This window comes from Rathayibacter rubneri (assembly GCF_023743255.1).
Classification (GTDB): Bacteria; Actinomycetota; Actinomycetes; order Actinomycetales; family Microbacteriaceae; genus Rathayibacter; species Rathayibacter rubneri.
The window spans coordinates 23,807-47,587 of record NZ_JAMRYM010000018.1; the positions used below are offsets into that span (position 1 = coordinate 23,807).

Here is a 23,781-nt window from a genome sequence, read left to right on the forward strand (position 1 = left end):
GCCCCTCTCGAACGGGTGTCGGACAGGAGGTGTCCTCCCGTCGGTCAGCCCTGCGCCAGAGCGAGGGCGAGCGTCGCTCCTGCGACGGTCGGCACGACCGCGACCAGACCGAGCAGCGCGTACTGCGTCCAGGAGATCCGCACCCCCATCGCGGTCAGGCGCTGGTGCCAGAGGAGGGTCGCGAGCGAGGCCCAGGGCGTGATCAGCGGACCGGCGTTCACGCCGATCAGCAGCGCGACCAGTCGCGCGGGATCCGCGGCGACCGGCTCCAGGGCGAGGTACGCGGGCAGGTTGTCGACGAGGTTCGCGGCGACGGCGCCGGAACCGGCCAGACGCAGCAGGTCGACGGTTCCGGTGCCCTGCCCCGCGACCACGGCGAGCGCCGACCCGAGCCCGAGCTGGTGCGCCGCCTCCATCGCGACGAAGAGGCCCGCGGCGAACACGACGAGCTGCCACGGGAGGAGGGACGGCCGCAGTGCCGCGGGCCGACGCACCGCGAACAGCACGACCAGCACGAGGGCGGCGACGGAGGCGGGGATCCACACCTCGACCCCCGAGACCAGTGCGGGCAGCAGCAGGAGCACCACGAAACCGGCGCCTCGGAGCAGCACCCGGTCCTCCACGGGCGTCCTCTCCCCCGCCCGGTACCGGCCCGACAGCTCGCGCCGGTACCGGACGGCGAGCACGATCACCGGGACCACCGCCGCGACGAGCGCGGCTGCGGCGGTCAGCGCCGCGAACTCCAGCGGCCCGTCGACGCCGAGGCGCCGCTCGGCGAGCAGGTTCGTCAGGTTCGAGACGGGCAGCAGGAGCGACGCGCAGTTGGCCAGCCACACGGTCGCCATCGCGAACGGCAGGGGAGGCACTCCCACGTGCGCTGCGAGCAGCACGACGACCGGGGTCAGCAGCACCGCGGTCGTGTCCAGCGACAGGAAGACGGTGCAGAGGATCGCGAGCACGACGACGAGGAGCCAGAGCACCGCCGTGCGTCCGCGGCCCCACGACGCGGCCCGCTCGGCGACCACGGTGAAGACGCCGGCCTCGGACGCCAGCTCGGCGACGACGGTGACCGCCACGACGAAGGCGAGGATCGGACCCGTGCGCTCGACGAGCGCGCCGAGCGCCTCCGGCGGCAGGACGCCCGTGAGCACTGCCACCGCCCCAAGGGCGAGCAGGAGTGCTCCGATGAGTGCCGTGCGCATCCTGCTGCTCCCTCTGCTGGTCCCGCTCCCGGGCAGCTCACCGTAGCTGGCGCCCTCCGCCCGCCCTGTCAACCGGTCCGGGTGCACCGACGACACCGGTAGCGTCGTCTCGAACACCGGGAGGCAATCGATGCGCAAGTTCATCCTCAACTCGAGCGTCATCAGCGCGCTGGTCGGCGGCTGGTCGATCCTTCAGACGACCCGCAAGGGGCCGCGCGACTGGCGGCTCGCCCTGCAGTGGGTCAGCTGGGCGATCGCCGTGGCCGTCGCCTTCGGCTCCGTCTCGTACGACTCGAAGGAGCTCGCCAAGGAGGCGAAGGGCAAGAAGCGCGATCGCTGATCGCTGATCGCGCCCGCCGAGGCCCTCTGACGCGCCGTTCGCCGACCGGCGCGGCGTGTCAGGGGGCCTCTCGGCCCTTCCCCGGCGAGACTGGAGCGAGTCGTCAGCCGCACGGGATCGGGGTTCGTCATGAGGTTTCGTCTGAGGCGCCGCCAGCCGGCCCCCGAGGTCGTCGCGGCCCCCGCCCTCACCCAGGACGAGCTGTTCGCCGTGGTCCACGAGCGTCTCGCGTCGTTCGTCGGCTCCGAGGGCGCGTGGGTCGTCACCCGGCGCAGCCACGACGACCGCGACCCGATCTTCCACGGGATGCTCGCCCGCTCCCTCGCGCACGAGCTCGCCGCCGCGATCCAGGCCGAGCAGCTGCGCGCCGGCGCTCCCGAGAGCGCGAACCCCGTCACCTCCGCCATCCCGGTGATGCGCGCCTCGACCCCGCCCGTCGCGACCGAGCCCGCCGCCCTCACCTGGGACCCGCAGCCGATCGCCGTCTGGGCCGAGCCCGAGTCCCCGGCCGCCGCCCCGGTCGACGCGACCCGCTAGGCCCGGAGCTCCGGGCGATGCGGGTCTCGATACGCGCCTCCGGCGCTACTCGACCAGCAAGGATCGACCAGCCCACGCAGGGGCCTTCCTGCTGATTGCCCAGCACCGGCAGGGCGCCCTTCCTGCTGATCGAGTAGCCCGCGCAGCGGGCGTATCGAGATCCCTCCACTCCGGGCGGGACGGGTCTCGATACGCGCCTCCGGCGCTACTCGACCAGCAAGGATCGAGCAGCACGCGCAGCGGACCGCTCAGACCTGCTTCCAGCCCTCCGGGCCGCCGCTGCCCGCGGGGTACTCGTCCAGCGGCACCGCGCCCGAGCGCCACGCGTCGAGGGCGGGCTGCACGATGCGCCAGCACTCCTCCGCCGCGTCGCCGCGCACCGAGAGCGAGGGGTCGTCGTCGAGGATCCCGGACAGCACCTCGCCGTACGCCAGGAGCTCCCCCTCGCCGAAGGTCGCCTCGAGCGACGCGCGCTCCAGCGTGTAGGGATCTCCGGGTCCGTTGATGTTCAGCTCGAGCGCCATCTTGTCCGGCGCGAGGAACAGGCGCAGCACCGAGGGCTCCTCCGTGCCGTGGAAGCCGCTGGGCAGATGCGGCACCGGCTTGAAGCGGATCACCACCTCGCGGCGCCGCTCCCCCAGCGCCTTCCCGGAGCGGAGGGTGAAGGGGACGCCCGCCCAGCGCCAGGTGTCGATCTCGACGGTCAGCTCGGCGAGCGTCTCGGTGCCGCGCTCCGGGTCGACGCCCGGCTCGGAGGCGTACGCCGGGAGCTCGCGGCCGTCGACCGAGCCCGCCCCGTAGCGCGCGCGTCGCGAGCCGTCCTCCTCGCGGATCCGCGTGGCGCGCAGGACGATGCCCTTCGAGTCGCGCAGGTCGGCGGCGTCGAGCGTCGAGGGCGCCTCCATGGCGACGACGGCGAGCACCTGCAGCAGGTGGCTCTGGATCATGTCGATGAGGGCGCCGGCGCCGTCGTAGTAGCCGGCCCGCCCCTCCAGCCCGAGCTGCTCGTCGTAGACGATCGCGACGCTCTCGATGTGCTCGGCCGACCACAGCGGCTCGAGGATCCGGTTCGCGAAGCGCAGTCCCAGGAGGTTCATGACGGTCGCGCGCCCGAGGAAGTGGTCCACGCGGTGCACGCGCTCCTCCGGGACGAGCGCGGCGAGGCGCTCGTTCAGGGCGCGGGCGCTGGCCTCGTCGACGCCGAACGGCTTCTCGAGGGCGAGGACGGTCCCGTCGGGCAGGCCGTGCACCGCGAGCGCGTCGCAGGCCTTCGCCGCGATGGCGGGCGGCAGGGCGAAGTAGATCGCCTCGGGCCCCTCGCAGCTCGCGAGCAGCGCGGCGAGCGCCTCCGGATCGGTCACGTCGATCTGCACGTAGCGCGTGCCGGCGACCATCTCGTCGGCGCCGGTGCCGCTCGCGGCGACGGTGCCGAGCGAGGAGGAGAGCACCTCGTGCCAGTGCTCCTGCGTCCAGTCCTCCCGGCCGGCCCCGACGAGGTGCAGGCGGCGATCGGGCTCCCGGGTCAGCAGCTGGCCGACGGCCGGGAGGAGGAGGCGGGAGGACAGGTCCCCCGTCGCCCCGAGGATGAGCAGAGTCGAGACCGAGTGCGTCATGCGGCTCACCCTACGGCGCGGCTCGGACCGGATGCTCCGCCTTGACGGGGAGTGCTCGGCTCCTGCTGAGAGGATCCAGGCATGGTCTCCCCGATCGAGGACTACGCGGTCCTCTCCGACTGCCGCACCGCCGCTCTCGTCTCCCGCGACGGCGGCATCGACTGGCTCTGCCTCCCCCGCTTCGACTCCCCCTCCGTCTTCGGAGCCCTGCTCGGGGGCGACGACCAGGGGCGGTGGTCGCTCCGGCCGATCGACGCCGGCGCCCGGGTCGAGCGCCGCTATCTCGGCGACACCCTCGCCCTGGTGACGCGCTGGACCACGTCGACCGGAGTCGTCGAAGTCACCGATGTGATGCCGCTGCGGGACGACCGGGCCGAGCTCGTGCGCCGGGTGCGGGGCGTCTCGGGCACCGTCCGGATGCGGCAGGAGCTGCGGCTCCGCTTCGACTACGCCCGGGTCGTGCCGTGGGTGCGCCAGGAGGGGACCGACGAGGCGCCGCTGCTGGTCGCCGTCGCGGGCCCGGACGCGGTCGTCGTGCGCGGCATGCGGCTGACGGCCACCGACCACGTCCACTCCGCCGAGTTCGACGTCGCCGAGGGGTCGACGATCGACCTGTCCATGGCCTGGTTCCCCTCGCACCACCGCTCGCCGAAGGCCCTCGACGTCGATCGCGCCCTCGAGAGCACGCTCGGCTGGTGGTCGGAGTGGGCGGGGACGATCCGCTACGACGGCCCGTACCGCGACGCCGTCGTGCGCTCGCTGCTCACCCTCCGGGCGCTGACCGACGACGAGACCGGGGGCATCGTCGCTGCCGCCACCACGTCGCTCCCGGAGGAGTTCGGCGGCAGCCGCAACTGGGACTACCGCTACGTGTGGCTGCGCGACGCCTCACTGACCCTGCAGGCCCTGCTCGCTCACGGCTTCGAGCAGGAGGCGCAGAAGTGGCGCGCGTGGCTCCTCCGTGCCGTCGCGGGCGACCCGGCCGACGTCCAGATCATGTACGGCATCGCGGGCGAGCGCGATCTGCCCGAGCGCACGATGCCGAGCCTGCCCGGCTACGACGGCGCCTCCCCCGTCCGCATCGGCAATGCTGCGGTCGACCAGTACCAGGCCGACGTCATCGGCGAGGTGATGGTCGCTCTGCACGAGGCGCGGACGGCCGGAGTGGACGAGACCCGCTTCTCGTGGCCCCTGCAGCGCGCGCTGCTGGGGTTCGTCGAGCAGAACTGGCGGCGACCGGACAACGGCATCTGGGAGATCCGCGGTGAGCCGCGCCACTTCACCCACTCGCGCGTCATGATCTGGGCGGCCCTGGACCGCGGCGTGCGCGGCGTGCGCGAGAACGGCCTCCCCGGGCCCGTCGAGACCTGGGAGGCGCTGCGCGACGAGGTGCGCGCCGAGATCGACGCCCAGGGCTACGACGCCGAGCGCGGCCACTTCGTGCAGTCCTACGGGTCCACCGAGGTCGACGCGTCCCTGCTGGTCCTGCCGATGGTCGGCTACCTCGACGCGGACGACCCGCGGATGACCGGCACCGTCGCCGAGATGGAGCGGACGCTCCTGCACGACGGGCTGCTGCACCGCTACCGCACCGAGTCCTCCGTCGACGGTCTGCCCGGCGGCGAGCACCCGTTCCTCGCCTGCTCGTTCTGGCTCGTGCGCCAGTACGCGTCCTCCGGACGTCTCGACGACGCGCGCGTGCTGATGGACCGGCTGGTCGGGCTCGCGAACGACGTGGGCCTGCTCGCGGAGGAGTACGACGTCGAGAACCGCCGGCACGCGGGCAACACCCCGCAGGCGCTCTCGCACCTCGCCCTCGTGCAGGCGGCCGACGCGATCGCGGACGCGCGATGAGCGCGCGACGGCGCCGGCCGCTGCGCCTCGTGCTCCTCGTCCTCGGCGCTCTCCTCGCGGTCGCCGTGCTCGGGTTCCTCGTGTGGTCCTCGATCGTGAGCGGGCCCGACGAGGAGGCCCTCGAGCGCGTCCGGGCGGACGGCGCCGTGAGCGTCGAGCGCACCGACTCCGCGATCGTGATGACGCCGACCGGCCGCTCCTCGGGCGAGGGCCTCGTCTTCGTCCCCGGCGCGAAGGTGGACGCCGCGTCCTACGAGGCGACGCTCGCTCCGCTCGTCGAGGAGGGCGCGACCGTCGTCATCACCCGGCCGATCCTGAACCTGGCCTTCTTCGACCTGCGCTCGCTCGAGAGCTTCGCCGATCAGGCGGAGGGCGTCGACGAGTGGTTCGTCGGCGGGCACTCGCTCGGCGGAGTGAAGGCGTGCCAGTGGGCGGAGGACGACGACGTGGCGGGTCTCGTCCTGCTCGGCAGCTACTGCGCGAACGACCTCTCCGGCTCCGGCGCGGCGGTCCTGAGCGTCAGCGGCTCCGAGGACGGGCTGAGCACCCCCGAGAAGGTCGCCGCCGCGCGCGACCTGCTGCCCGATTCCGCCGTGACGATCGAGATCGAGGGCGCGAACCACGCCGCCTTCGGCTGGTACGGCCCCCAGGCCGGCGACGGCACGGCGACGATCGGGCACGAGGAGTCCGATGCGCAGCTCGCGGCGGCGCTCACCGCGTTCCTCGCGTCCTCGCGCTGATCGGGGACGCCCGCACGGACCCGCTTGACCTCGAGCGCGCTCGAAGTCCTAGGGTGGCGCCATGTCCACCACCCGCATCCCCGAGGCGCCCGCCGCCCCGGCCCTGTCCATCTCCGAGGTCGCCTCGGCGACCGGTCTCACCGTGCACACGCTGCGCTACTACGAGCGCGTCGGGCTGATGCTCGAGCCCGTCGAGCGCGCTTCGTCGCGGCACCGGCGCTACAGCGCCTCGGACGTCGGGTGGGTCGACTTCCTGACCAAGCTCCGCGCGACGGGGATGCCGATCGCGCGCATCCGCGAGTACGCGGGGCTGCTCAGGATCGGTCCTGCGAGCGAGCCCGAGCGCCTCGCCCTCCTCCAGGCGCACCGCGCCGAGGTGGAGGAGCAGCTCGCGCGCACCCGCAGGAGTCTCGCCGCGATCGACTACAAGATCGCGGCCTACCAGGAGAGGACCACCTCGTGAAGCACACCATCCTCGGCTCCGGGAACCCCGGAACCGCCCTCGACGTCTCCCGCCTCGGCCTCGGCGCCATGGGCATGTCCGCCTTCTACTCGGGCGCCGGCAGCGACGACGCGGAGTCGATCCGCACGCTGCACCGCGCCGTCGACCTCGGCGTCGTCTTCCTCGACACCGCCGAGATCTACGGCCCGTTCCTCAACGAGGAGCTCGTGGGGCGCGCGCTCGCCGACCGCCGGGACGAGGTCGTGATCGCCAGCAAGTTCGGCATGATCCAGCACCGCGGCTCCGGCGAGCGCGGTCTGGACGGCTCGCCCGAGAACCTCCGCCTCGCGGTCGAGGGGTCGCTGAAGCGCCTCGGCACCGACCGCATCGACCTCTACTACCAGCACCGGATGGACCCGGGCGTGCCGGTCGAGGAGACCGCCGGCGCGTTCGCCGAGCTGATCCAGGAGGGCAAGATCCGCGCCTACGGCCTGTCCGAGGCGGCCCCGGCGACGATCCGCCGCGCTCACGCCGTGCACCCGGTCACCGCCGTGCAGTCGGAGTACTCGCTCTGGACGCGCGACCCGGAGGCGGAGGTCCTGCCCCTGCTGCGCGAGCTGGGCATCGGCTTCGTGCCCTACTCGCCGCTCGGACGCGGCTTCCTGACGGGAGCGATCCGCTCGGTCGACGAGCTGGGCGACGACGACTTCCGCCGCTCGAACCCCCGGTTCGCCGACGGGAACCTCGAGGCGAACATCCGCATCGTGGAGGAGGTCGACCGGGTCGCGGCCGAGGTCGGCGCCACGTCGGCGCAGGTGGCCCTGGCCTGGCTGCTCGCGCAGGGCGAGGGCATCGCGCCGATCCCCGGCACCAAGCGCGTGTCGCGCATCGAGGAGAACGCGGCGGCGGATGCGCTCGACCTGACCGCGGCGCAGCTCGCGGCGCTCTCGGCCATCGAGCCGCCGGTCGGCGACCGCTACGCCGACATGTCGTCGATCGGCCGCTGACCGGCCGGCTCCGGCCCCCGACGGCGAGACGCCGCTCCTGCACGTCCGACACGGGGTGTCGCGTACCGGAGCGGCGTCCCGCGGAAGCGGCCGGAGCGCTCAGTCCTGCTTGCGGGTCTCGCGCAGGTCGATCAGACCGGTGAACAGCGCGCCGCGCTCGTTCGACGCCGCGTCTCCCGAGAACAGGTTGTCCGGAGTCGCGTGCTGGCGCGGCACAGGGCGGGCGGCGCCGTTCGCGCCCGGCTCCTGCCGCTCCATCTCGACGCGCTGACGGGGCAGGGCCACCGGATCGTTCTCGTGCAGCCACTGCACGAGCCGCTCCCGCACATAGCAGCGCAGGTCGAAGAGCGTGGGCGCGTCCTTCGCTGTGACGAGCACGCGGATCCGCACGAAGCCGCCGACCGCGTCGGTCACCTGCAGCACGCTGACGCGCTGGTCCCAGAGCTCGGTCTCCTCGAGGATCCGGTGCAGCTCCTCGCGCATCTCGTCGGGCCGCACGCGCCAGTCGAGATCGAGCTCGACCGCCCCGAGCAGCTCCGACCCCGTGCGGGTCCAGTTCTGGAACGGCATCGTCGTGAAGTGGTTCGTCGGCAGCACGAGACGGCGGTCGTCCCAGAGGTGCACGACGACGTAGGTGAGGGTGATCTCCTCGATGCGGCCCCACTCGCCCTCGACGATCACGACGTCGTCGAGACGGATCGCGTCGCTGAAGGCGAGCTGCACGCCCGCGAAGATGTTGGTCAGGCTCGACTGAGCGGCGAGGCCCGCCACGATCGAGAGCACTCCGGCCGACGCGAGGAGGCTGGCTCCCGCCGTGCGGGCCTGCGGGAAGGTGAGGAGCGCCGCTCCGATGGCCACGACCACGACCGCGGCGACGGCGACGCGGCGGATGATCGTCATCTGCGTCCGCAGGCGGCGTGCGCGCCGGTTGTCGACGGTGTCGGTGCGGTAGCGCTCGGCGCCCAGGTCCTCCAGGAACACGATGAGGGCGCCGACCAGCCAGGCCGATGCTCCGATCGTCGCGATCTGGAAGATCCGGTCGACGAGCTCCGGAGCGAGATCGCCCGACACGGTGGCGGCGAGGGCCACCCAGACCGCGATCGTGAGCAGGAGCACGCGGAACGGGATGCGGACGCGGCGGATGAGCAGCCGCGCCCAGGTCTTGCGCTTGCCGATGGTGCGGATCACGAGGGCGACCACGGCGGTCACGACCACGGCGATCACCACGGCGATGGCGACGGCGAGGGCGATGCCGCCGATCTCTGGGAGGACGTCTTCGGGCACGTCGGTCCTTTCGTCTGGAGGGAGGGATCGAGCGAGCGGACAGCCTCCCACGGACGAGCCGGGAGCCGGAGAGCGCCGGGGCGACGTCTCGCCGGACGCCCAGCACGGTGCGGGCCCGCGCACAGCGGACCCGATCGGGTGCGGGCCCACGAGCGCGGAGAGGGCCGACGGCCGCTCACGCGCGGGGCGACCGCGCCCCGGAACGACGAAACGCCCGCCGGAGGGGCGGGCGTCTCGGGTGGTGCACCCCCTCGGACTTGAACCGAGAACCCACTGATTAAGAGTCAGTTGCTCTGCCGATTGAGCTAGAGGTGCGTGGCGATGCTGCCTGGCCGGAGAAAAAATGCTTTCCGAACCGAGGAATCACATTAGCAGTGGCTCCCCCCTCCTCGTCAAATCGAGACGCGGCGGATCTCGGCGCACCCCCCTCGGCACCGCTGGGCGACGGACCCGCTCAGTATCGTGGAGCCGTGACCCCGAGCCTCGACGACGACCTCCGCTTCGCCCTCCGACTCGCCGACGCGGCCGACGCCGTCTCGAGCGAGCGCTTCCTCGCGCGGGACCTCGAGGTGACGACCAAGCCCGACCGCACCCCGGTCACGGACGCCGATCGCGCCGTCGAGGAAGCGCTGCGCGCGCTCCTCGCCGCGGAGCGTCCCGAGGACTCGATCCTCGGGGAGGAGTTCGGCACCTCGGGCGACGCCGCCCGGCAGTGGATCCTCGATCCGATCGACGGCACGGCCCACTTCCTGCGCGGGGTCCCGATCTGGGCCACGCTCATCTCTCTCGCCGTCGACGGCGTCCCGGTCGTCGGAGTGGTCTCGTCGCCGGCCCTCGGCAAGCGCTGGTGGGCGGCGAAGGGCTCCGGGGCGTGGACCGACGAGAGCGCCGGCGCCGTCGGGCGCATCGAGCTCCCCGACGAGCTGCGCGGGGTGCTGGCCGCCCCTGCTGCGCAGCAGCCGCGGCGCATCCGGGTGTCGGGCATCGCCGATCTCGCCGAGGCGACGTTCAGCTACAACAGCATCCAGCAGTGGGACGGCGCGGGGAGGCTCGACCAGCTGCTCGAGCTCGCCCGGGGGGTCTGGCGCGACCGCGCCTACGGAGACGCGTGGGGCTACATGCTCGTCGCCGAGGGCCTGCTCGACGGCGCCGGCGAGTTCGACGTCAAGCCGTACGATCTCGCCGCGCTCGTCCCCATCGTCGAGGAGGCGGGCGGCCGCTTCACCTCCGCCGACGGGGAGCCCGGCCCCTGGCACGGCAGCTCGCTCGCCACCAACGGCCTGCTGCACGACGAGATCCTCGCGATCGTGGCGGAGCGATGAGGCGGGTCCTCCCCTTCCTCGCCGTCGCGGCCCTGGCGCTCGCCCTGTCGTCCTGCTCCTCGGTCGTCGGCTCCGAGGCGCCCGACGTCGTCCGCGACGAGGCCGGAGCGGTCGTGACCGCGGGTGTCGTCGACCCGTTCTCCCTCCGCAAGGGCGACTGCCTCCTCTCCCCCGACGGGGACCGGATCGCCGACGTCGAGCTCGTCCCGTGCGGCGAGGTCCACGACCTCGAGGTCTTCCACGTCTTCGACCAGCCCGGCGAGGAGTACACGAGCCGCAACACGCTCCTCGCGCAGGCGAAGGCGGCGTGCGACATCGAGTTCCCGAACACGATCGGCATCTCGTACGGCGCTTCCGCGCTCGAGTACCGCAGCATCGTCCCCTCCGAGGTGAGCTGGAGGCACGGCGATCGCGCCATCGCCTGCGCGGTCTTCGACCCCACCGCCGGCCCCGCCGCGGGCACCCTCTTCGGCGCAGCGCGCTGAGTCCGGGCCCCCGATCGGCGGCCGTCAATCCCCGACCGGGACCCGTTGACAGCCGCCACCCCGCGGCGCACTGTGTGAGGACCCGAGAACGGCCCGGGGGGCGCCGGACGTAGCGACGAGGAGTCGTCCATGCACCAGGAGCACGCCGCTGATCAGCCGGAGCGGCCCGGAACAGCGGAGCGGGAGTTCGCCCCGGCGGACACTCTCTTCGACCGCATCCGGCACGAAGCGGCGCTCGTCGCCGCCGCCGAGGCTCTGGAGCCCCTCGGCCACCCGATCTGGGCCGGCCTCCTGCGCGACTACACGATCGCTTCCGACCGCGTTCTGTCCGTCCACGGGGACGCCGAGGCCGCGACGCTGGGCTGGCTCAAGCCCCGCGGTATCGTCTCGCTGCTCGTCACGGAGGAGTGCAGCGATCGGCACACCGTCGAGCACCTGGCCGCCGCCCTCGCCGCGATGAACGCGGTGACCCTGACCGTCGACGACGAGCGCTCCGCGCGCCTGCGGCCGGTGATCGACGCCGTCGTGGCGGTCCTCCCGGATGCGGTGGCCGAGCTGCCCGTCCGAGCGCAGTCCGACTACCCGCCGGGCGCGGCCGCAGCGGTCCTCACTCCGACCGCTCTGTACCGCTCCTGGGCGCCGCCGACGCTTCTGAGCGGGCCGGCGCGCGACGAGGCGGACCGGGTCGAGACGCTCACCCTCTACGGGCGCGTGCGGCAGCTCGACGTCCGACCGGGCTGAGCACGGCCCGCGGGCGGCGCGGACAGCACGAAGGCCCCGCCTCCCTCCCGGGAGCGGGGCCTCTGCCTCGACGTGTGCGACGACGACCGGTGGTGGAGATGGGGGGAATTGAACCCCCGTCCATCGCTGTGATTCTGCGCCTTCTACGGGTGTAGCCAGTGAAAGCGTTCTACTCGGCCCCGACCGTTACCACTGACGCATCGGTCGACGGGCCCAGCCCGAGTGCGAGTCCCGCGTCGCCCTCAGGCGTAACGACGCAGCAAGTCCTCTAGATGACGCCAGGACCCGGGGCGAGGACGCACCCTCGGGCTGACGGACTATCGACTCTGCTTAGGCAGCGAGAGCGAAGTCGGTGCGCTTCTGTTCGGCACCTGTGTTTTTCAGAGATCGTTAACGAGATAACCCTGAATCCTCGACCCGCTTCTCGCAGTTTCGCAGGCAATGTCGAAACCGATCATCCCCGCGAGCACTCGGTGCGGATGCCCTGAGGCACCGCCCTGGAGTGGGTCGTCGTCGCACACTGTCGAGTTGTGGATCCGCTGCTCCTCAGGAGGAGCGGCGGCTGCCGCGAGCGGATGGACCGCAGTGGCAGATGACCATTCTAGCCGCTCCGGGCAGCCCGTGGGGCCCGCAGCCGACCTCCGTCAGGACTCCGATCGCTCCGTCACCCGGCGGCGGCGCAGATCGAGGAGACCGAGCGCGAGCGCCAGGGCGATCAGTCCCAGAGTCACGAAGGCGCCGTTGCGGAAGGCGTCGTGGTACGCCACGAGCCCCTCGGTCATGCCGGCCTCGCTGGCGAGCGTCGCGAAGAAGACGGCCGAGGCGCAGGCCGTGCCGACCGCCGTCCCCAGGCGCTGGCCGAGCTGCCCCACGGAGCCCGCGACGCCGCCCTGCTCCGGTGAGATCTCGGCCAGCGTCAGCGTCTGGTTCGGCGAGACGACGAAACCGCCGCCCGCTCCGGCGATCAGCATGGCCGCGGCCATGCCGTACGCCGCGGTGCCGGCGGGCATCAGCTCGGCCGCCAGCAGCACCAGGGAGAAGCCGACGATCACCAGCACGATGCCCAGCACGACGAGCGAGCGGCCGTACGTCTGCACCAGCTTGCCGCCGTACCAGGCGGTCAGTGCCGAGGTGAGGGCGAAGGGGATGCTCACCATGCCGGCGAACACCGGCTCGAGCCCCAGGCCCTGCTGCAGGAACAGGGTCGTCAGGAGGAACGTGGCCGGGATCGCGGCGAAGTAGGCGGTCGCCAGGAGGATCCCGTTGCGGTACGAACTCGTGCGGAAGATCCGGAAGTCGATCACCGGGGTGCGCCCGAGCGACGCGTAGTGCGCCTCCCAGCGCACGAAGACGGCGGCGGCCGCCACCGCGAGCACCAGCCAGAACCAGCGGTACGGCGAGTCGGTCGAGGCCCCCGTGGTCAGCAGGAACGGGAGCATGAAGGCGAAGATCGCGACGCCCAGGAGCAGCAGCCCGACCGGATCGAGCGAGGTGTCCCCCGAAGGCTTCCGCTGCACCCGCGGCAGGAGGCGCCAGGCGAGGACCAGCGCGGCCACGCCGAGCGGGATGTTCATCCAGAACAGCAGGCGCCAGCCGTCCTCCTCGCCGCCGATCGCGATGAGCAGTCCGCCCAGGGTCGGACCGAACGCCGTCGACAGCCCGATCACCGCGCCGAACACCCCGAACGCCCTCGCCCGCTCGGCGCCGGTGAAGAGCTGCTGCACGAGACCGAGCACCTGCGGCATCTGGATGCCCGCCGCGATCCCCTGCAGGAAGCGCGCGACCACGAGCAGTTCGATCGACGGCGCGACGGCGCAGAGCAGGCTCGTCAGAGTGAAGACGGTGAGGCCGATCAGGAAGAGCAGCCGTCTCGAGCGGATGTCGCCCAGGCGTCCGGCCGGCACGAGCGCCAGACCGAACGCGAGCGCGTATCCCGCGACGATCAGCTGCAGCTGGCTCGCGTCCGCCGAGAGCGACTTCTCGATCGACGGCAGGCCGACGTTGACCTTCGAGAGGTCCAGGATCGTGAAGGCCGCGACCGAGACCGCCACAGCGAAGGCCCGCCAGCGGGTCCTCTCCTCGGCGGCGGTGCGCGGTGCATCGGGGGAGCTCTCGGAGGCGGTCACGCCCTCCAGTCTTCCAGGGCCCGCGGACGCGGCGAGCGGCTTGCGTCGGACCGGCCGCGCGGCCTAGTCGTACTGGGCCGTGAGATCGGTGACGCGTGGGGTCTTGCGACGTGAGGAGGCCTCCTGGCGTGATGGAGCTGTGTCGTTCGACCATCGCCAGGAGGCCTCGACCTCCCGCTTGATGCCCGATCGACGGTTCACGGGAGGCTGCTGCTCCGTTCTGAGATCGCTGTTCGGCGCACCTGCCTGGTTGTCGGCGCAGGCGCAGGACGGTAGTCAGCGTCTCGCCAGCGTGATGGTCGCAGTTCGGTCGGCAGGGCGGTCACGAGAACGCCCGGCCGAGGTCACTCGACCGGGCGTTTCAGGACCTGCCGCTTGTCGGCCGGCCCTCCCTCGTGGTGTGACAACTCCTGAGAGCCGCCGCAGTGCGGGGGTATCGCTTCGTCCAGCTCGAACGCGCTGCTCAGGATGGAGCTCTTACCGACTGATCAAGCCTCGAGCTTTTCGATCTTCTCGACGATCTTGTTCCGTTTCCGATTCACTCTCCACCAACTGACTGAATGGCGCACGGTGAGCCGACCGATCTCAGCCAGGTCGGGAAGATCCTCCTCGGCCAACTTCTTGTTCACCAATTCTTTGTCATCGCTGTCGGTGGACTCGATGATGGCATGGGCACGAGTGACCCGATCCGACGCGAGCGGGTGGGCTGCCACGGCAGCGTTCGCCGAGGCGAGCTTCGCTTGCAGCTCTTCCAGAGAGTCACGATCGAACACAGGTCAGCTTCTTACTCTCCCCTGATGCAGGCGAGAGCGGCTTTCGCCAGAGCTCCGCCCAGGGATGCTCAAAACGACGGTGAACGACCATGATTCCTCATCTCATACTCCCATTGTGTGCACGCGATGAATACTGCGCTTCTGGGAAAGCGGACATGGTGAACAAGGCGACACTTATTCCCAGCGAGCGCTTCGCTCGACGACAAGATGCGGGAATGGATCGCGCGTCGAACACCTCTGGCGCGTTCTCGACCGAGGCTCAGTACGCTCGGCGTCGGTCCACACCTCACGAGACAGCTCTCCGGATCGGCCGCCTCTGCACCTCTCGGGCCCTTGCAACGCAGTGCGTGCATCCGAGGTACGCCCCGGCTTGACGTCCAACAGTGCCGCGGACCCGTCACGTCGACGTCGGATGTGCCTTGGTCGACACCGCTCTTGTCCGACTCGTAGAGCTCGGGGAGACCAGCCCGGAACGAGAGGCCGTCGTGCTGGAGGCTCGGGCGCGACTGCGGTCAGGTCCCGCGAGACTCGCTCTCGAGACCGGCGTTCCCGCGCGCACGATCTTCCGGATCCTGAATCGCCACCACGTGCCGCCGCTGGCCTGGATGGACCGGATCACCGGCGCGATCATCCGAGCGACCCGCGCCGCGGCGAACCGCTACGAGCACGAGCAGCAGCTGTCCGTGACGCTCCACCACGTGCGCCGAGCGCCCCGACCTCCGCCGAGGAGGCGCTAGTCGCCCAGGCGGCGGCGCGTCGCCATGGCGCGGTCCGCCTCGCGGCGGTCCTGGCGCTCGCGGAGCACCTGGCGCTTGTCGTAGTCCTTCTTGCCCTTGGCGACCGCGAGCTCGACCTTGGCCTTGCCGTCGCTGAAGTAGAGCGAGAGCGGGATCAGCGTGTACCCGCCCTCCTTCACCTTGTTGTGGATCTTGAGGATCTGCGCCTTGTGCAGCAGCAGCTTGCGCTTGCGGCGGGGCGGGTGGTTCGTCCAGGTCCCCTGCGCCCACTCGTTGATGTGGACGGCGTCGAGCCAGGCCTCCCCGCCGTCGACGAAGGCGTAGCCGTCGACGAGCGAGGCGCGTCCGGCGCGCAGCGACTTGACCTCGGTGCCCGTGAGCACGAGGCCGGCCTCGTAGGTGTCCTCGATGAGGTAGTCGTGGCGCGCCTTGCGGTTGGTCGCGACGACCTTCTGTCCCTGTTCCCTGGGCACGGCGGCTCCTTGAGTCCGAGAGCGATGATGGGCCGCCCCGTTCGGAGCAGCCCACCAGTATACGCGCGTCGTCGGGTCAGACCCGCAGGTACCGCGCGATCGCGACGTTGGAGGCGATGGCCGCGAGGATCGCTCCGACCACCACCAGGATCGGCACGACGATGAGCGCGTCGTCCAGACCCACGAACGACGTGAGCGGGATCCGGTACGCGAGGAACCCCTGCACGAAGAACTGCACGATCGCCACGACGGCGACGCCCGCGAGGAGCGAGCCGAGCAGGGCCGCGAAGACGCCCTCGAGGATGAACGGGGTCTGGATGAAGCGGTTGGACGCGCCCACGAGGCGCATGATCCCGAGCTCCCTCCTCCGCGAGAAGGCCGAGAGCCGGATCGTCGTGGCGATCAGCAGCACCGCGGCCACCAGCATGAGCACCGCGATGCCGATCGCCGTGTAGCTCGCGGCGTTCAGGATCGAGAAGATCTGGTCGAGGTACTGCCGCTGGTCGGTGACGCTCTCGACGCCCGAGACGCTCGAGAGGCTCTCGACGAGCACGTCCGACTGCGTCGGGTCCTGCAGGTTGATCCAAAAGGTCTGGTTCAGCAGGTCCGGAGTGACGTACTCGGCGACCGGGTTGCCCGCGAACTGCTGCTGGAAGTTCGCGTACGCCTGGTCGTGGTCCTCGAAGTAGAACTGGTCGATGTACGGGTCGAGGGTCGCGCCGGTCAGCTGAGCCTCGACGGAGTCGATCTGCTCCTGCGTCGCGTCGGATCCGCTGCAGTTCGAGCCGCCGGACGTAGCGGTGCACATGTACACCGCGACCTGCGCCTTGTCGTACCAGAAGTTCTTCATCTGGCCGATCTGCATCTGCAGCAGGATCGCCGTGCCGACGAAGGTGAGGGAGATGAAGGTCACCAGGATCACCGAGACGACCATGGAGACGTTGCGCCGGAGGCCGCTCGCGACCTCCGACCAGATCAGTGCGAATCTCACTTGACGGGCCCCACGTTCTGCTGGTCGTCCCCGGTCTCGTCGCCCTCGCCCGCGTGGGCGCGCAGGCCCAGGCGGGCCGCGAGGGACTCCTCGGGGAGCGCGCCGGTGTCGGCGGGCAGGTAGATCGGACCGGTCTGGCTCTGGAGCTCGACGACGCGCGGGGCGGCCGGCGCCTCCGGCTCGACGGGCGCGGGGGGCGGCACCGGGGTCTCCCCGGTGCGGGGGTGCGCGGCCGTGACGTGCGTCTCGGCGGCGGCCGAGCGGCGGCCGTCCGGGATGCGGGGCTGCGAGGCGGTCTGCGAGAAGCGCGGGCGCAGGAAGGCGCCGGTCCGCGAGGCGGGTTCGGGAGCGGCCGTCTCGACCGCGGCCGTCTCGGAAGCCGCGGCGGCCGGGGCGGCGACCACGGGCTCCGTGCGCGGCGGTGCGCTGCGGCGGAGGTCCTGCTCGGGCACCTCGGCCGGAGCCAGCTCGCCCTCGATCAGCACGGGGGCGACGATCGGCTCCGCGACCGGGTGGTCGTCGGCCGCGACCACGACGACGCCGTCGTGCACGACCGTGATGCTCTCGGTCTGGCCGTAGCCGCCGCTGCTCTCGTCGCGCACGATGCTGCCGGCCGAGAGCTCGATGACGCGGCGCTTCATCTGGTCGACGATGCCGGCCTCGTGGGTGGCCATGATGACGGTCGTGCCGCCGGCGTTGATCCGCTCGAGGAGGGCCATGATGCCGGCGCTGGTCGTGGGGTCGAGGTTGCCCGTGGGCTCGTCGGCGAGGAGGACCGCCGGCTTGTTGACGACGGCGCGCGCGATCGCGACGCGCTGCTGCTCGCCGCCCGAGAGCTCGTGGGGCAGCCGCGAGGCCTTGCCCGCGAGTCCGACCATCTTGAGCGTGTCCGGGACGGCCTCCTGGATGAAGCCCTTGGACTTGCCGATGACCTGCAGGCTGAACGCGACGTTGTCGAAGACCGACTTGTTCGGCAGGAGCCGGAAGTCCTGGAACACCACGCCCATGTTGCGGCGGAAGTACGGCACCTTGCGGCTCGAGATCTTGCCGAGGTTCTGGCCCAGCACGTGGATCGACCCGGACGAGGGCCGCTCCTCCTTGAGGATCAGCCGGAGGCAGCTCGACTTGCCGGACCCGGAGGCGCCGACGAGGAAGACGAACTCCCCCCGCAGGATCTCGAGGTCGATGGCGTTCAGGGCGGGTCTCGTGCCGCCGCGATACTGCTTGGAGACGTTGTCGAAGCGAATCATGTCGATACGAGGGTAAGCGACGATGCCCCGGGCGCCGCCGCCGTGCTCCCCCGGCGCGCCGGGCGAGGCGTCCGGGAGGGTGCTGCGGAGGGCCTCAGGCGGACTTGCGCCAGCGGATCCCCGCGGCGATGAAGCCGTCGAGATCGCCGTCGAACACGTGCGCCGGCGTGCCGACCTCGTAGTCCGTCCGGAGGTCCTTGACCATCTGGTACGGAGCGAGCACGTAGCTGCGCATCTGGTCGCCCCAGCTGGCCGTGATGTTCCCGGCGAGCTCCTTCTTGGTCGCCGCCTCCTGCTCCTTCTGCAGCAGCAGCAGGCGCGACTGCAGCACGCGCATGGCGGCCGCGCGGTTCTGGATCTGGCTCTTCTCGTTCTGCATCGAGACGACCGTGCCCGTGGGGATGTGGGTCAGCCGGACGGCGGAGTCGGTGGTGTTGACCGACTGGCCGCCGGGGCCGGACGAGCGGAAGACGTCCACGCGGATGTCGTTGTCCGGGATCTCGATCGCCCCGGCCTCCTCCATCAGCGGGATGACCTCGACCGCCGCGAAGGAGGTCTGGCGCTTGCCCGCCGCACCGAAGGGGCTCATGCGCACGAGGCGGTGCGTGCCCGCCTCGACCGACAGCGTGCCGAACGCGTAGGGGGCGTCGATCTGGAAGGTGGCGGACTTGATGCCCGCCTCCTCCGCGTAGCTCGCGTCCATGACGGTGGCGGAGTACTTGTGCTTCTCGGCCCAGCGCAGGTACATGCGCATGAGCATCTCGGCGAAGTCGGAGGCGTCGACGCCGCCCGCACCCGCGCGGATCGTGACGACGGCGGGACGGTCGTCGTACTCGCCGTCGAGGAGGGTCTGGACCTCGAGCTCGCCCATCACCTTCTGCAGCGACGCGAGCTCGGCGATCGCCTCCTGCTCGGAGTCGGCGTCCTCGGCCTCGTTCGCCATCTCGACGAGCACCTCGAGGTCGTCCAGGCGGCGCTCGATCGAGGTGATGCGGGCGAGCTCCGACTGCCGGTGGCTGAGCGCGCTCGTCACCTTCTGGGCGTTGACGGTGTCGTCCCAGAGGTCGGGGGCGCCGGCCTGCTCGTTCAGCTCCGCGATGCGGGTGCGGAGGCGATCGACGTCGATCACGGCGCGGATGTCGTCGAAGGTGGAGCGGAGAGCAGTGATCTGCTCGGTGAAGTCGTTGTCCAGCATGGTGGACCCAGACTACCGGGGCGCGCCCGCGGAGCCCTGAGCGCGCGGGGCGCGCGCGTAGGCTGGGGACGGTGACCGACTCCGCCGAGCGCCCGTTCCCCGTGGGTCCGCTCCTGCTGTCGACGTTCCTCCCCACCCTCCTCTTCTCGATCGGCGAGGGCGCGATCATCCCGCTGCTGCCGGTGGCCGCCGGCGATCTGGGCGCGACGCTCGCGATCGCGGGCCTGGTCTCGGGGATGATCATGATCGGCGAGCTCGCCGGCGACGTGCCCAGCGGATGGGTGGTGTCGCGCATCGGCGAGCGCGGCGCGATGCTCGCCGCCTCGGCCGCGTCGATCCTGGGGCTCGTGATCTGCCTGCTGTCCACCTCGTGGGTGGGGCTCACGGTGGGCGTCTTCGTGATCGGAGTCGCGACCGCGGTGTTCGCGCTGGCGCGGCACGCCTTCATGACGTCGTTCGTCCCGGTCGGCTACCGGGCACGCGCGCTGTCGGCGCTGGCGGGGGCCTTCCGCGCCGGCTGGCTCGTCGGGCCGTTCGTCTCGGCGGGGGTGGTGCACCTGACCGGCACCGTCGAGTCCGTCTTCTGGATCCACATCGTCTGCTGCGTGCTGGCGGTCGCCGTGCTGCTCCTGGTGCCGGATCCGGCCACGATCCTCCGCCGGTCCGCGGCGCCTGTCGAGCGGACCGCGCCGCCCGAGCCGCGCCGGGGGCTCGCCCGCACCCTCCGAGAGCACCGCGGGGTCCTCGCCCGGATGGGCACCGGCGCCGCATTGATCGGCGGGCTCCGGGCGAGCCGCACGGTGGTCCTGCCGCTCTGGGCCGTGAGCATCGGGATGGGCGAGACGGACACCGCGATCGTCATCGGCATCGCGGGCGGACTCGACTTCGCCCTGTTCTACCTGGGCGGCCAGCTGATGGACCGCTTCGGCCGCGGCGCCACGGCGATCCCGTCCATGATCGGACTCGGAGCGGGCCACCTGGTGCTCGCCGTCACCCTGCTCGCGGTCGATCCCGTGCCGTGGTTCGTGGCGGTCGCGTGCCTGCTCGCGGTGGCGAACGGAGTCGGATCGGGCATCCTCATGACGATCGGAGCGGATCTCGCACCGCAGGACGATCCCGCGCCCTTCCTCGGCGCGTTCCGCTTCACGGGCGACGTCGGCGGTGCCGTCGCCCCGCTCGTCGTCGCGGGGCTGACCGCCGCGGTGTCCCTGCCGTTCGCCGCCGGGGCGGTGGGAGTGCTGGGTCTCGTGGGCGCGGGCGCGCTCGCCCGGTGGATCCCGCGCTACCTCCCGCACGGGCGGCCGAGCGGCTGAGGCCGCCCTCCTACACTGGAGCGGCACCCGCGGGAGTGGTGGAATGGCAGACACGCAGGATTTAGGTTCCTGTGCCGCAAGGCGTGAGGGTTCGAGTCCCTCCTTCCGCACACGTCGCGGACCCGCGCGACCGGACCGCGGACCGCGTTCCGCGGCACGGCTCGCACGGCGGCGGCGCCCCGGTCGCGCAGCCCCTGGAGCGGGTCGCGCATCCACGGCCCGCGCGAGGGGTCGAGCGCTACGCTGAGCGCTGTCACGCCTTCGCCCCACCGCCCACCGGCCGAACGGCACCGCCGACGACTGGAGACCCGTTGAACCACGCCGCCCTCATCCCCTGGCTCGATCCGGAGACGATCCTCACCTCGTTCGGGCCCTGGGGCGTCGTCGTCGTCTGCCTGATCGTCTTCGCAGAGACGGGCCTGCTGATCGGCTTCCTCTTCCCGGGCGACACCCTCCTCATCATCACCGGGCTCCTCGCGCACGAGAACGCGTCCAACGGCGGACTGGGCGTCCCCATCTGGCTCATCTGCCTGGCCGTCGGCTTCTCGGCCTTCGTCGGCGGCGAGGTCGGCTACCTGATCGGGCACAAGGCGGGCCCGCGCATCTTCGAGCGCAAGGAGTCGGGCTTCTTCAGCGTCGAGAACGTGCGGCGCACCAACGCCTTCTTCGAGCGTTTCGGCGGCCTCGCCGTCATCCTGGCGCGCTTCGTCCCGATCGTGCGCACCTTCGCACCGATCGCCGCGGGCGTGGCCCACATGAACTACAAGAAGTACAGCCTGTACAACCTCATCGGAGCGCTGGTCTGGGGCAGCGGAGTGACCCTCCTGGGCTGGCTGCTCGCCTTCATCCCGCCGGTAGCCGACTTCGTGTCGCACTACATCGACGTGATCCTGCTCGGAGCCGTCGCCCTCGCGATCATCCCGACGCTCTTCCACTTCTTCCAGCAGCAGCGCAGGGCGAAGCACGCGGCCGACCCCGAGACCGACGCGGCCGAGGCGAGCGCGCTCGTCCTCGACCCGTCCGCCGTCGACGACGAGCGCCGCGAGCACTGACCGCAGGCGGGCTCAGGGCAGGCGCGCCGCCAGCCCGGTCAGCTCGGCGCGCAGCGCCGTGAACGCGCGGGCCCGGTGGCTCGCCGCGTTCTTCTCCTCGGGCGAGAGCTCGGCCGCCGTGCGGTCCGAGCCCTCCGGGACGAAGACCGGGTCGTAGCCGTGGCCGTTCCCGCCCCGCGGTGCGGTCGCGATCGTCCCGGGCCAGCGGCCCTCGACGACGATCTCCTGCCCGCCGGGCAGCACCGACTCCGGCACCACGAGCGCGATCGTGCAGACGAAGTGCGCCCCGCGGTGCTCCTCGTGCACGTCGGCGATCTGGGCGAGCAGCAACTCGAGGTTCGCCACCGCGTCGTGCGGCCTCCCCGACCACCGGGCCGAGAAGATCCCGGGTGATCCGCCCAGGACGTCCACGCGGATCCCCGAGTCGTCCGCGAGCGAGACGAGGCCCGTGTGCGCCGCGGCGGCGCGCGCCTTGATCAGCGCGTTCTCGGCGAAGGTGACCCCGTCCTCGACCGGCTCGGGGCCGTCGTAGGAGCGCACGCCGACGCCCGGCAGCGCCTGGGCGAGCATGGCGCGGAACTCCTCGACCTTGCCCGCGTTGTGCGTGGCGAGGACGAGATCCAGGCTCACGCTCCCGCCTCCGCGGCGAGCGCCTCCGCCTGGATCCGGGCGAGGTCGGACGCGCCGGCGACGGCCAGGTCCAGCAGAGCGTCGAGCTCGCGGCGGTCGAACGGAGCGCCCTCGGCGGTTCCCTGCACCTCCACGAAGAGTCCCCGGCCGGTGACGACCACGTTCATGTCGGTCTCGGCGCGGACGTCCTCGACGTAGGCGAGGTCGAGCATGGGCACGCCGTCGATGATGCCCACCGAGACGGCCGAGAGGCTGTCGAGGAGGGGCACCGCCTTCTGCCCGATGTACTTCTTGCCGCGCGCCCACTCGATCGCGTCGACCATCGCCACGTAGGCGCCGGTGATCGCCGCGGTGCGGGTGCCCCCGTCGGCCTGCAGCACGTCGCAGTCGATGACCAGCGTGTTCTCGCCCAGCGCCTTCATGTCGACGACCGCGCGCAGGCTGCGCCCGATGAGGCGGGAGATCTCGTGGGTGCGCCCGCCGACCTTGCCCTTGATCGACTCGCGGTCCATGCGGGAGTTGGTGGAGCGGGGCAGCATCGCGTACTCGGCCGTCACCCAGCCCTTCCCCTTGCCCTGGAGCCAGCGCGGCACGCCGTTGGTGAACGACGCGGTGCAGAGCACCTTCGTGTTCCCGAACGAGACGAGCGCGGACCCCTCGGCCTGCGTGCTCCAGCCGCGCTCGATGGTCACGGTGCGCAGCTCGTCGGGTGCGCGGCCGTCCTTGCGGACGACGGTCGGGGCGGTGCTGTCGGTCACTGGGGTCTCCCTCGATGGGGCGCGGCCGCATCCAGCTCGCGCAGATTGATGGTGCCGGTCTCGACGAGGTCGACGCTGGAGACCTCGGGGCCGAGGAAGCGGCGGGCGAGGCGGACGAAGTCGCTCGAGCCCGTCTCCTCCCACCGGTAGGTCGGCGGCGCGGCGGCCGTGCGCTGCAGCCCGTGGGCCACGAGCGTCCGGTACACGTCGAGCGCGGTCTCCTCGGCGCTCGAGACGAGGCGGACGTCGGGACCCATCACGTAGGCGATCGCGCCGCGCAGCAGCGGGTAGTGGGTGCAGCCGAGCACGAGGGTGTCGACGCCCGCGGCCTTCATCGGCGCGAGGTACTCCTCGGCGACGGCGAGGAGCTCGTCGCTCCAGGTCACTCCCGCCTCGACGAACTCGACGAAGCGCGGGCAGGCGGCGGTCACGAGCTCGAGGTCGGGGGCCGCGACGAAGGCGTCGTCGTACGCCCGCGAGCGGATCGTGCCGACCGTGCCGATCACTCCGACGCGGCGGTTGCGCGTGTCGCGCACGGCGCTGCGGACGGCGGGCTGGATCACCTCGACGACCGGGATGCCGCGGCCGATCGTGTAGCGCTCGCGCGCATCCCGCATCATCGCCGCCGAGGCCGTGTTGCAGGCGATGACGAGCAGCTTCGCGCCCTGGTCGACGAGCGTGTCGAGCGTGTCGAGCGCGTAGGCGCGGACGTCGGCGAGCGGCTTGGGCCCGTACGGCGAGTGCGCGGTGTCGCCGAGGTAGACGATGGACTCGTTCTGCAGCTGGTCGATGATCGAGCGGGCCACCGTGAGTCCACCGACGCCCGAGTCGAAGATTCCCAGGGGTGCGTCGGTCACTGTCTCTTATAACCATCTGACGCTGCCGACGAATCGAGAGGTGCAGATCATTCGGGTCG

The 23,781-nt window shown here is 71.6% G+C and carries 23 protein-coding genes, 2 tRNA genes, 1 other RNA gene and 1 pseudogene; 13 read left to right on the forward strand and 14 right to left on the reverse strand.

The genetic code is table 11. The features are described from left to right. Positions 1-44 precede the first annotated feature (44 nt). The gene (locus tag NB037_RS06650; RefSeq protein WP_251944510.1) at positions 45-1,202 is read right to left on the reverse strand and encodes an SLC13 family permease; all 1,158 of its coding nucleotides are present in this window, start codon (positions 1,200-1,202) and stop codon (positions 45-47) included. 130 nt (positions 1,203-1,332) lie between these two features. Here NB037_RS06650 and NB037_RS06655 point away from each other — a divergent pair, with 130 nt between their 5' ends. Both NB037_RS06655 and NB037_RS06660 read left to right on the forward strand, forming a co-directional pair. Further along, positions 1,333-1,542 carry a hypothetical protein gene (locus NB037_RS06655; RefSeq protein ID WP_207404669.1) on the forward strand — a complete coding sequence of 70 codons (210 nt, stop codon included), beginning with the start codon at positions 1,333-1,335 and terminating at the stop codon, positions 1,540-1,542. A gap of 129 nt (positions 1,543-1,671) precedes the next feature. Then, positions 1,672-2,079, forward strand: a complete 408-nt coding sequence (locus tag NB037_RS06660) for a hypothetical protein (RefSeq protein ID WP_251944511.1) — start codon at positions 1,672-1,674, stop codon at positions 2,077-2,079. 248 nt (positions 2,080-2,327) lie between these two features. On the opposite strand, the gene NB037_RS06665 is transcribed toward NB037_RS06660, so the two are convergent. After that, the gene (locus NB037_RS06665) at positions 2,328-3,692 is read right to left on the reverse strand and encodes a glucose-6-phosphate dehydrogenase (protein ID WP_251944512.1); all 1,365 of its coding nucleotides are present in this window, start codon (positions 3,690-3,692) and stop codon (positions 2,328-2,330) included. Positions 3,693-3,773: 81 nt separating this feature from the next. On the opposite strand from NB037_RS06665, the gene NB037_RS06670 reads away from it, so the two are divergent. From NB037_RS06670 to NB037_RS06685, 4 genes are all read left to right on the forward strand, one after another. Further along, a complete protein-coding gene (locus NB037_RS06670) occupies positions 3,774-5,546 on the forward strand; it encodes a glycoside hydrolase family 15 protein (protein WP_251944513.1) in 1,773 nt (590 codons plus the stop codon). Next, complete coding sequence (locus NB037_RS06675; protein WP_251944514.1) at positions 5,543-6,286, forward strand: alpha/beta hydrolase; 744 nt, start codon at positions 5,543-5,545, stop codon at positions 6,284-6,286. The genes NB037_RS06670 and NB037_RS06675 overlap by 4 nt, the downstream gene beginning before the upstream one ends. A gap of 61 nt (positions 6,287-6,347) precedes the next feature. After that, positions 6,348-6,749, forward strand: coding sequence for a MerR family transcriptional regulator (locus tag NB037_RS06680; RefSeq protein ID WP_251944515.1), 402 nt, complete (start codon positions 6,348-6,350; stop codon positions 6,747-6,749). Continuing rightward, entirely contained in the window at positions 6,746-7,735 is a 990-nt protein-coding gene (locus NB037_RS06685; RefSeq protein WP_308202058.1) for an aldo/keto reductase, read from the forward strand. The genes NB037_RS06680 and NB037_RS06685 overlap by 4 nt, the downstream gene beginning before the upstream one ends. 99 nt (positions 7,736-7,834) lie before the next feature. Here the strand turns inward: NB037_RS06685 and NB037_RS06690 are convergent, their stop codons facing one another. Both NB037_RS06690 and NB037_RS06695 read right to left on the reverse strand, forming a co-directional pair. Beyond that, entirely contained in the window at positions 7,835-9,019 is a 1,185-nt protein-coding gene (locus tag NB037_RS06690; protein WP_251944516.1) for a mechanosensitive ion channel family protein, read from the reverse strand. Positions 9,020-9,258: 239 nt separating this feature from the next. Next, positions 9,259-9,334, reverse strand: a tRNA-Lys gene (locus tag NB037_RS06695). Between the two features lie 155 nt (positions 9,335-9,489). Between NB037_RS06695 and NB037_RS06700 the strand changes: the two genes are divergently transcribed. From NB037_RS06700 to NB037_RS06710, 3 genes are all read left to right on the forward strand, one after another. Continuing rightward, positions 9,490-10,341 carry an inositol monophosphatase family protein gene (locus NB037_RS06700; RefSeq protein WP_251944517.1) on the forward strand — a complete coding sequence of 284 codons (852 nt, stop codon included), beginning with the start codon at positions 9,490-9,492 and terminating at the stop codon, positions 10,339-10,341. Next, on the forward strand, positions 10,338-10,826 hold the full coding sequence (locus NB037_RS06705; protein ID WP_251944518.1) for a septum formation family protein: 489 nt from the start codon (positions 10,338-10,340) through the stop codon (positions 10,824-10,826). Before NB037_RS06700 ends, NB037_RS06705 begins: the two co-directional genes overlap by 4 nt. Positions 10,827-10,955: 129 nt before the next feature. After that, the gene (locus NB037_RS06710; protein WP_251944519.1) at positions 10,956-11,567 is read left to right on the forward strand and encodes a hypothetical protein; all 612 of its coding nucleotides are present in this window, start codon (positions 10,956-10,958) and stop codon (positions 11,565-11,567) included. Between the two features lie 90 nt (positions 11,568-11,657). Here the strand turns inward: NB037_RS06710 and ssrA are convergent. The 3 genes from ssrA to NB037_RS06725 form a co-directional block, all read right to left on the reverse strand. Further along, positions 11,658-12,029: a transfer-messenger RNA gene (gene ssrA / locus NB037_RS06715) on the reverse strand. Positions 12,030-12,211: 182 nt separating this feature from the next. After that, complete coding sequence (locus NB037_RS06720) at positions 12,212-13,702, reverse strand: MFS transporter (RefSeq protein WP_279308669.1); 1,491 nt, start codon at positions 13,700-13,702, stop codon at positions 12,212-12,214. 479 nt (positions 13,703-14,181) lie between these two features. After that, positions 14,182-14,466: a hypothetical protein gene (locus NB037_RS06725; RefSeq protein ID WP_251944521.1), complete on the reverse strand. Its 285-nt coding sequence runs from the start codon at positions 14,464-14,466 to the stop codon at positions 14,182-14,184. Positions 14,467-14,927: 461 nt separating this feature from the next. Between NB037_RS06725 and NB037_RS06730 the strand changes: the two are divergent. Continuing rightward, positions 14,928-15,188, forward strand: a pseudogene (locus NB037_RS06730) (IS481 family transposase); the annotation flags it as partial. An 11-nt stretch (positions 15,189-15,199) separates the two neighbouring features. Here NB037_RS06730 and smpB read toward each other — a convergent pair. The 4 genes from smpB to prfB form a co-directional block, all read right to left on the reverse strand. Beyond that, complete coding sequence (smpB, locus tag NB037_RS06735; protein WP_068252130.1) at positions 15,200-15,676, reverse strand: SsrA-binding protein SmpB; 477 nt, start codon at positions 15,674-15,676, stop codon at positions 15,200-15,202. Between the two features lie 76 nt (positions 15,677-15,752). Beyond that, positions 15,753-16,667: a permease-like cell division protein FtsX gene (gene ftsX, locus NB037_RS06740; RefSeq protein WP_251944522.1), complete on the reverse strand. Its 915-nt coding sequence runs from the start codon at positions 16,665-16,667 to the stop codon at positions 15,753-15,755. Further along, positions 16,664-17,917, reverse strand: coding sequence for a cell division ATP-binding protein FtsE (gene ftsE / locus NB037_RS06745; RefSeq protein ID WP_251944523.1), 1,254 nt, complete (start codon positions 17,915-17,917; stop codon positions 16,664-16,666). Before ftsE ends, ftsX begins: the two co-directional genes overlap by 4 nt. Before the next feature lie 94 nt (positions 17,918-18,011). Next, complete coding sequence (gene prfB / locus NB037_RS06750) at positions 18,012-19,112, reverse strand: peptide chain release factor 2 (protein ID WP_055793603.1); 1,101 nt, start codon at positions 19,110-19,112, stop codon at positions 18,012-18,014. Positions 19,113-19,183: 71 nt separating this feature from the next. On the opposite strand from prfB, the gene NB037_RS06755 reads away from it, so the two are divergent. The 3 genes from NB037_RS06755 (at position 19,184) to NB037_RS06765 (ending at position 21,477) form a co-directional block, all read left to right on the forward strand. Further along, a complete protein-coding gene (locus NB037_RS06755) occupies positions 19,184-20,425 on the forward strand; it encodes an MFS transporter (protein WP_251944524.1) in 1,242 nt (413 codons plus the stop codon). Positions 20,426-20,454: 29 nt separating this feature from the next. After that, positions 20,455-20,535: transfer RNA gene (locus NB037_RS06760), tRNA-Leu, on the forward strand. A gap of 201 nt (positions 20,536-20,736) precedes the next feature. Then, the gene (locus tag NB037_RS06765) at positions 20,737-21,477 is read left to right on the forward strand and encodes a DedA family protein (RefSeq protein WP_251944525.1); all 741 of its coding nucleotides are present in this window, start codon (positions 20,737-20,739) and stop codon (positions 21,475-21,477) included. Between the two features lie 12 nt (positions 21,478-21,489). Here NB037_RS06765 and rdgB read toward each other — a convergent pair whose 3' ends face one another. The 3 genes from rdgB to murI are packed head-to-tail and all read right to left on the reverse strand — an operon-like array spanning position 21,490 to position 23,722. Next, positions 21,490-22,107 carry an RdgB/HAM1 family non-canonical purine NTP pyrophosphatase gene (gene rdgB / locus NB037_RS06770; RefSeq protein ID WP_308202059.1) on the reverse strand — a complete coding sequence of 206 codons (618 nt, stop codon included), beginning with the start codon at positions 22,105-22,107 and terminating at the stop codon, positions 21,490-21,492. Continuing rightward, on the reverse strand, positions 22,104-22,865 hold the full coding sequence (rph, locus tag NB037_RS06775) for a ribonuclease PH (RefSeq protein ID WP_251944526.1): 762 nt from the start codon (positions 22,863-22,865) through the stop codon (positions 22,104-22,106). Before rph ends, rdgB begins: the two co-directional genes overlap by 4 nt. Then, positions 22,862-23,722, reverse strand: a complete 861-nt coding sequence (gene murI, locus NB037_RS06780; protein ID WP_251944527.1) for a glutamate racemase — start codon at positions 23,720-23,722, stop codon at positions 22,862-22,864. Before murI ends, rph begins: the two co-directional genes overlap by 4 nt. Positions 23,723-23,781 lie beyond the last annotated feature (59 nt).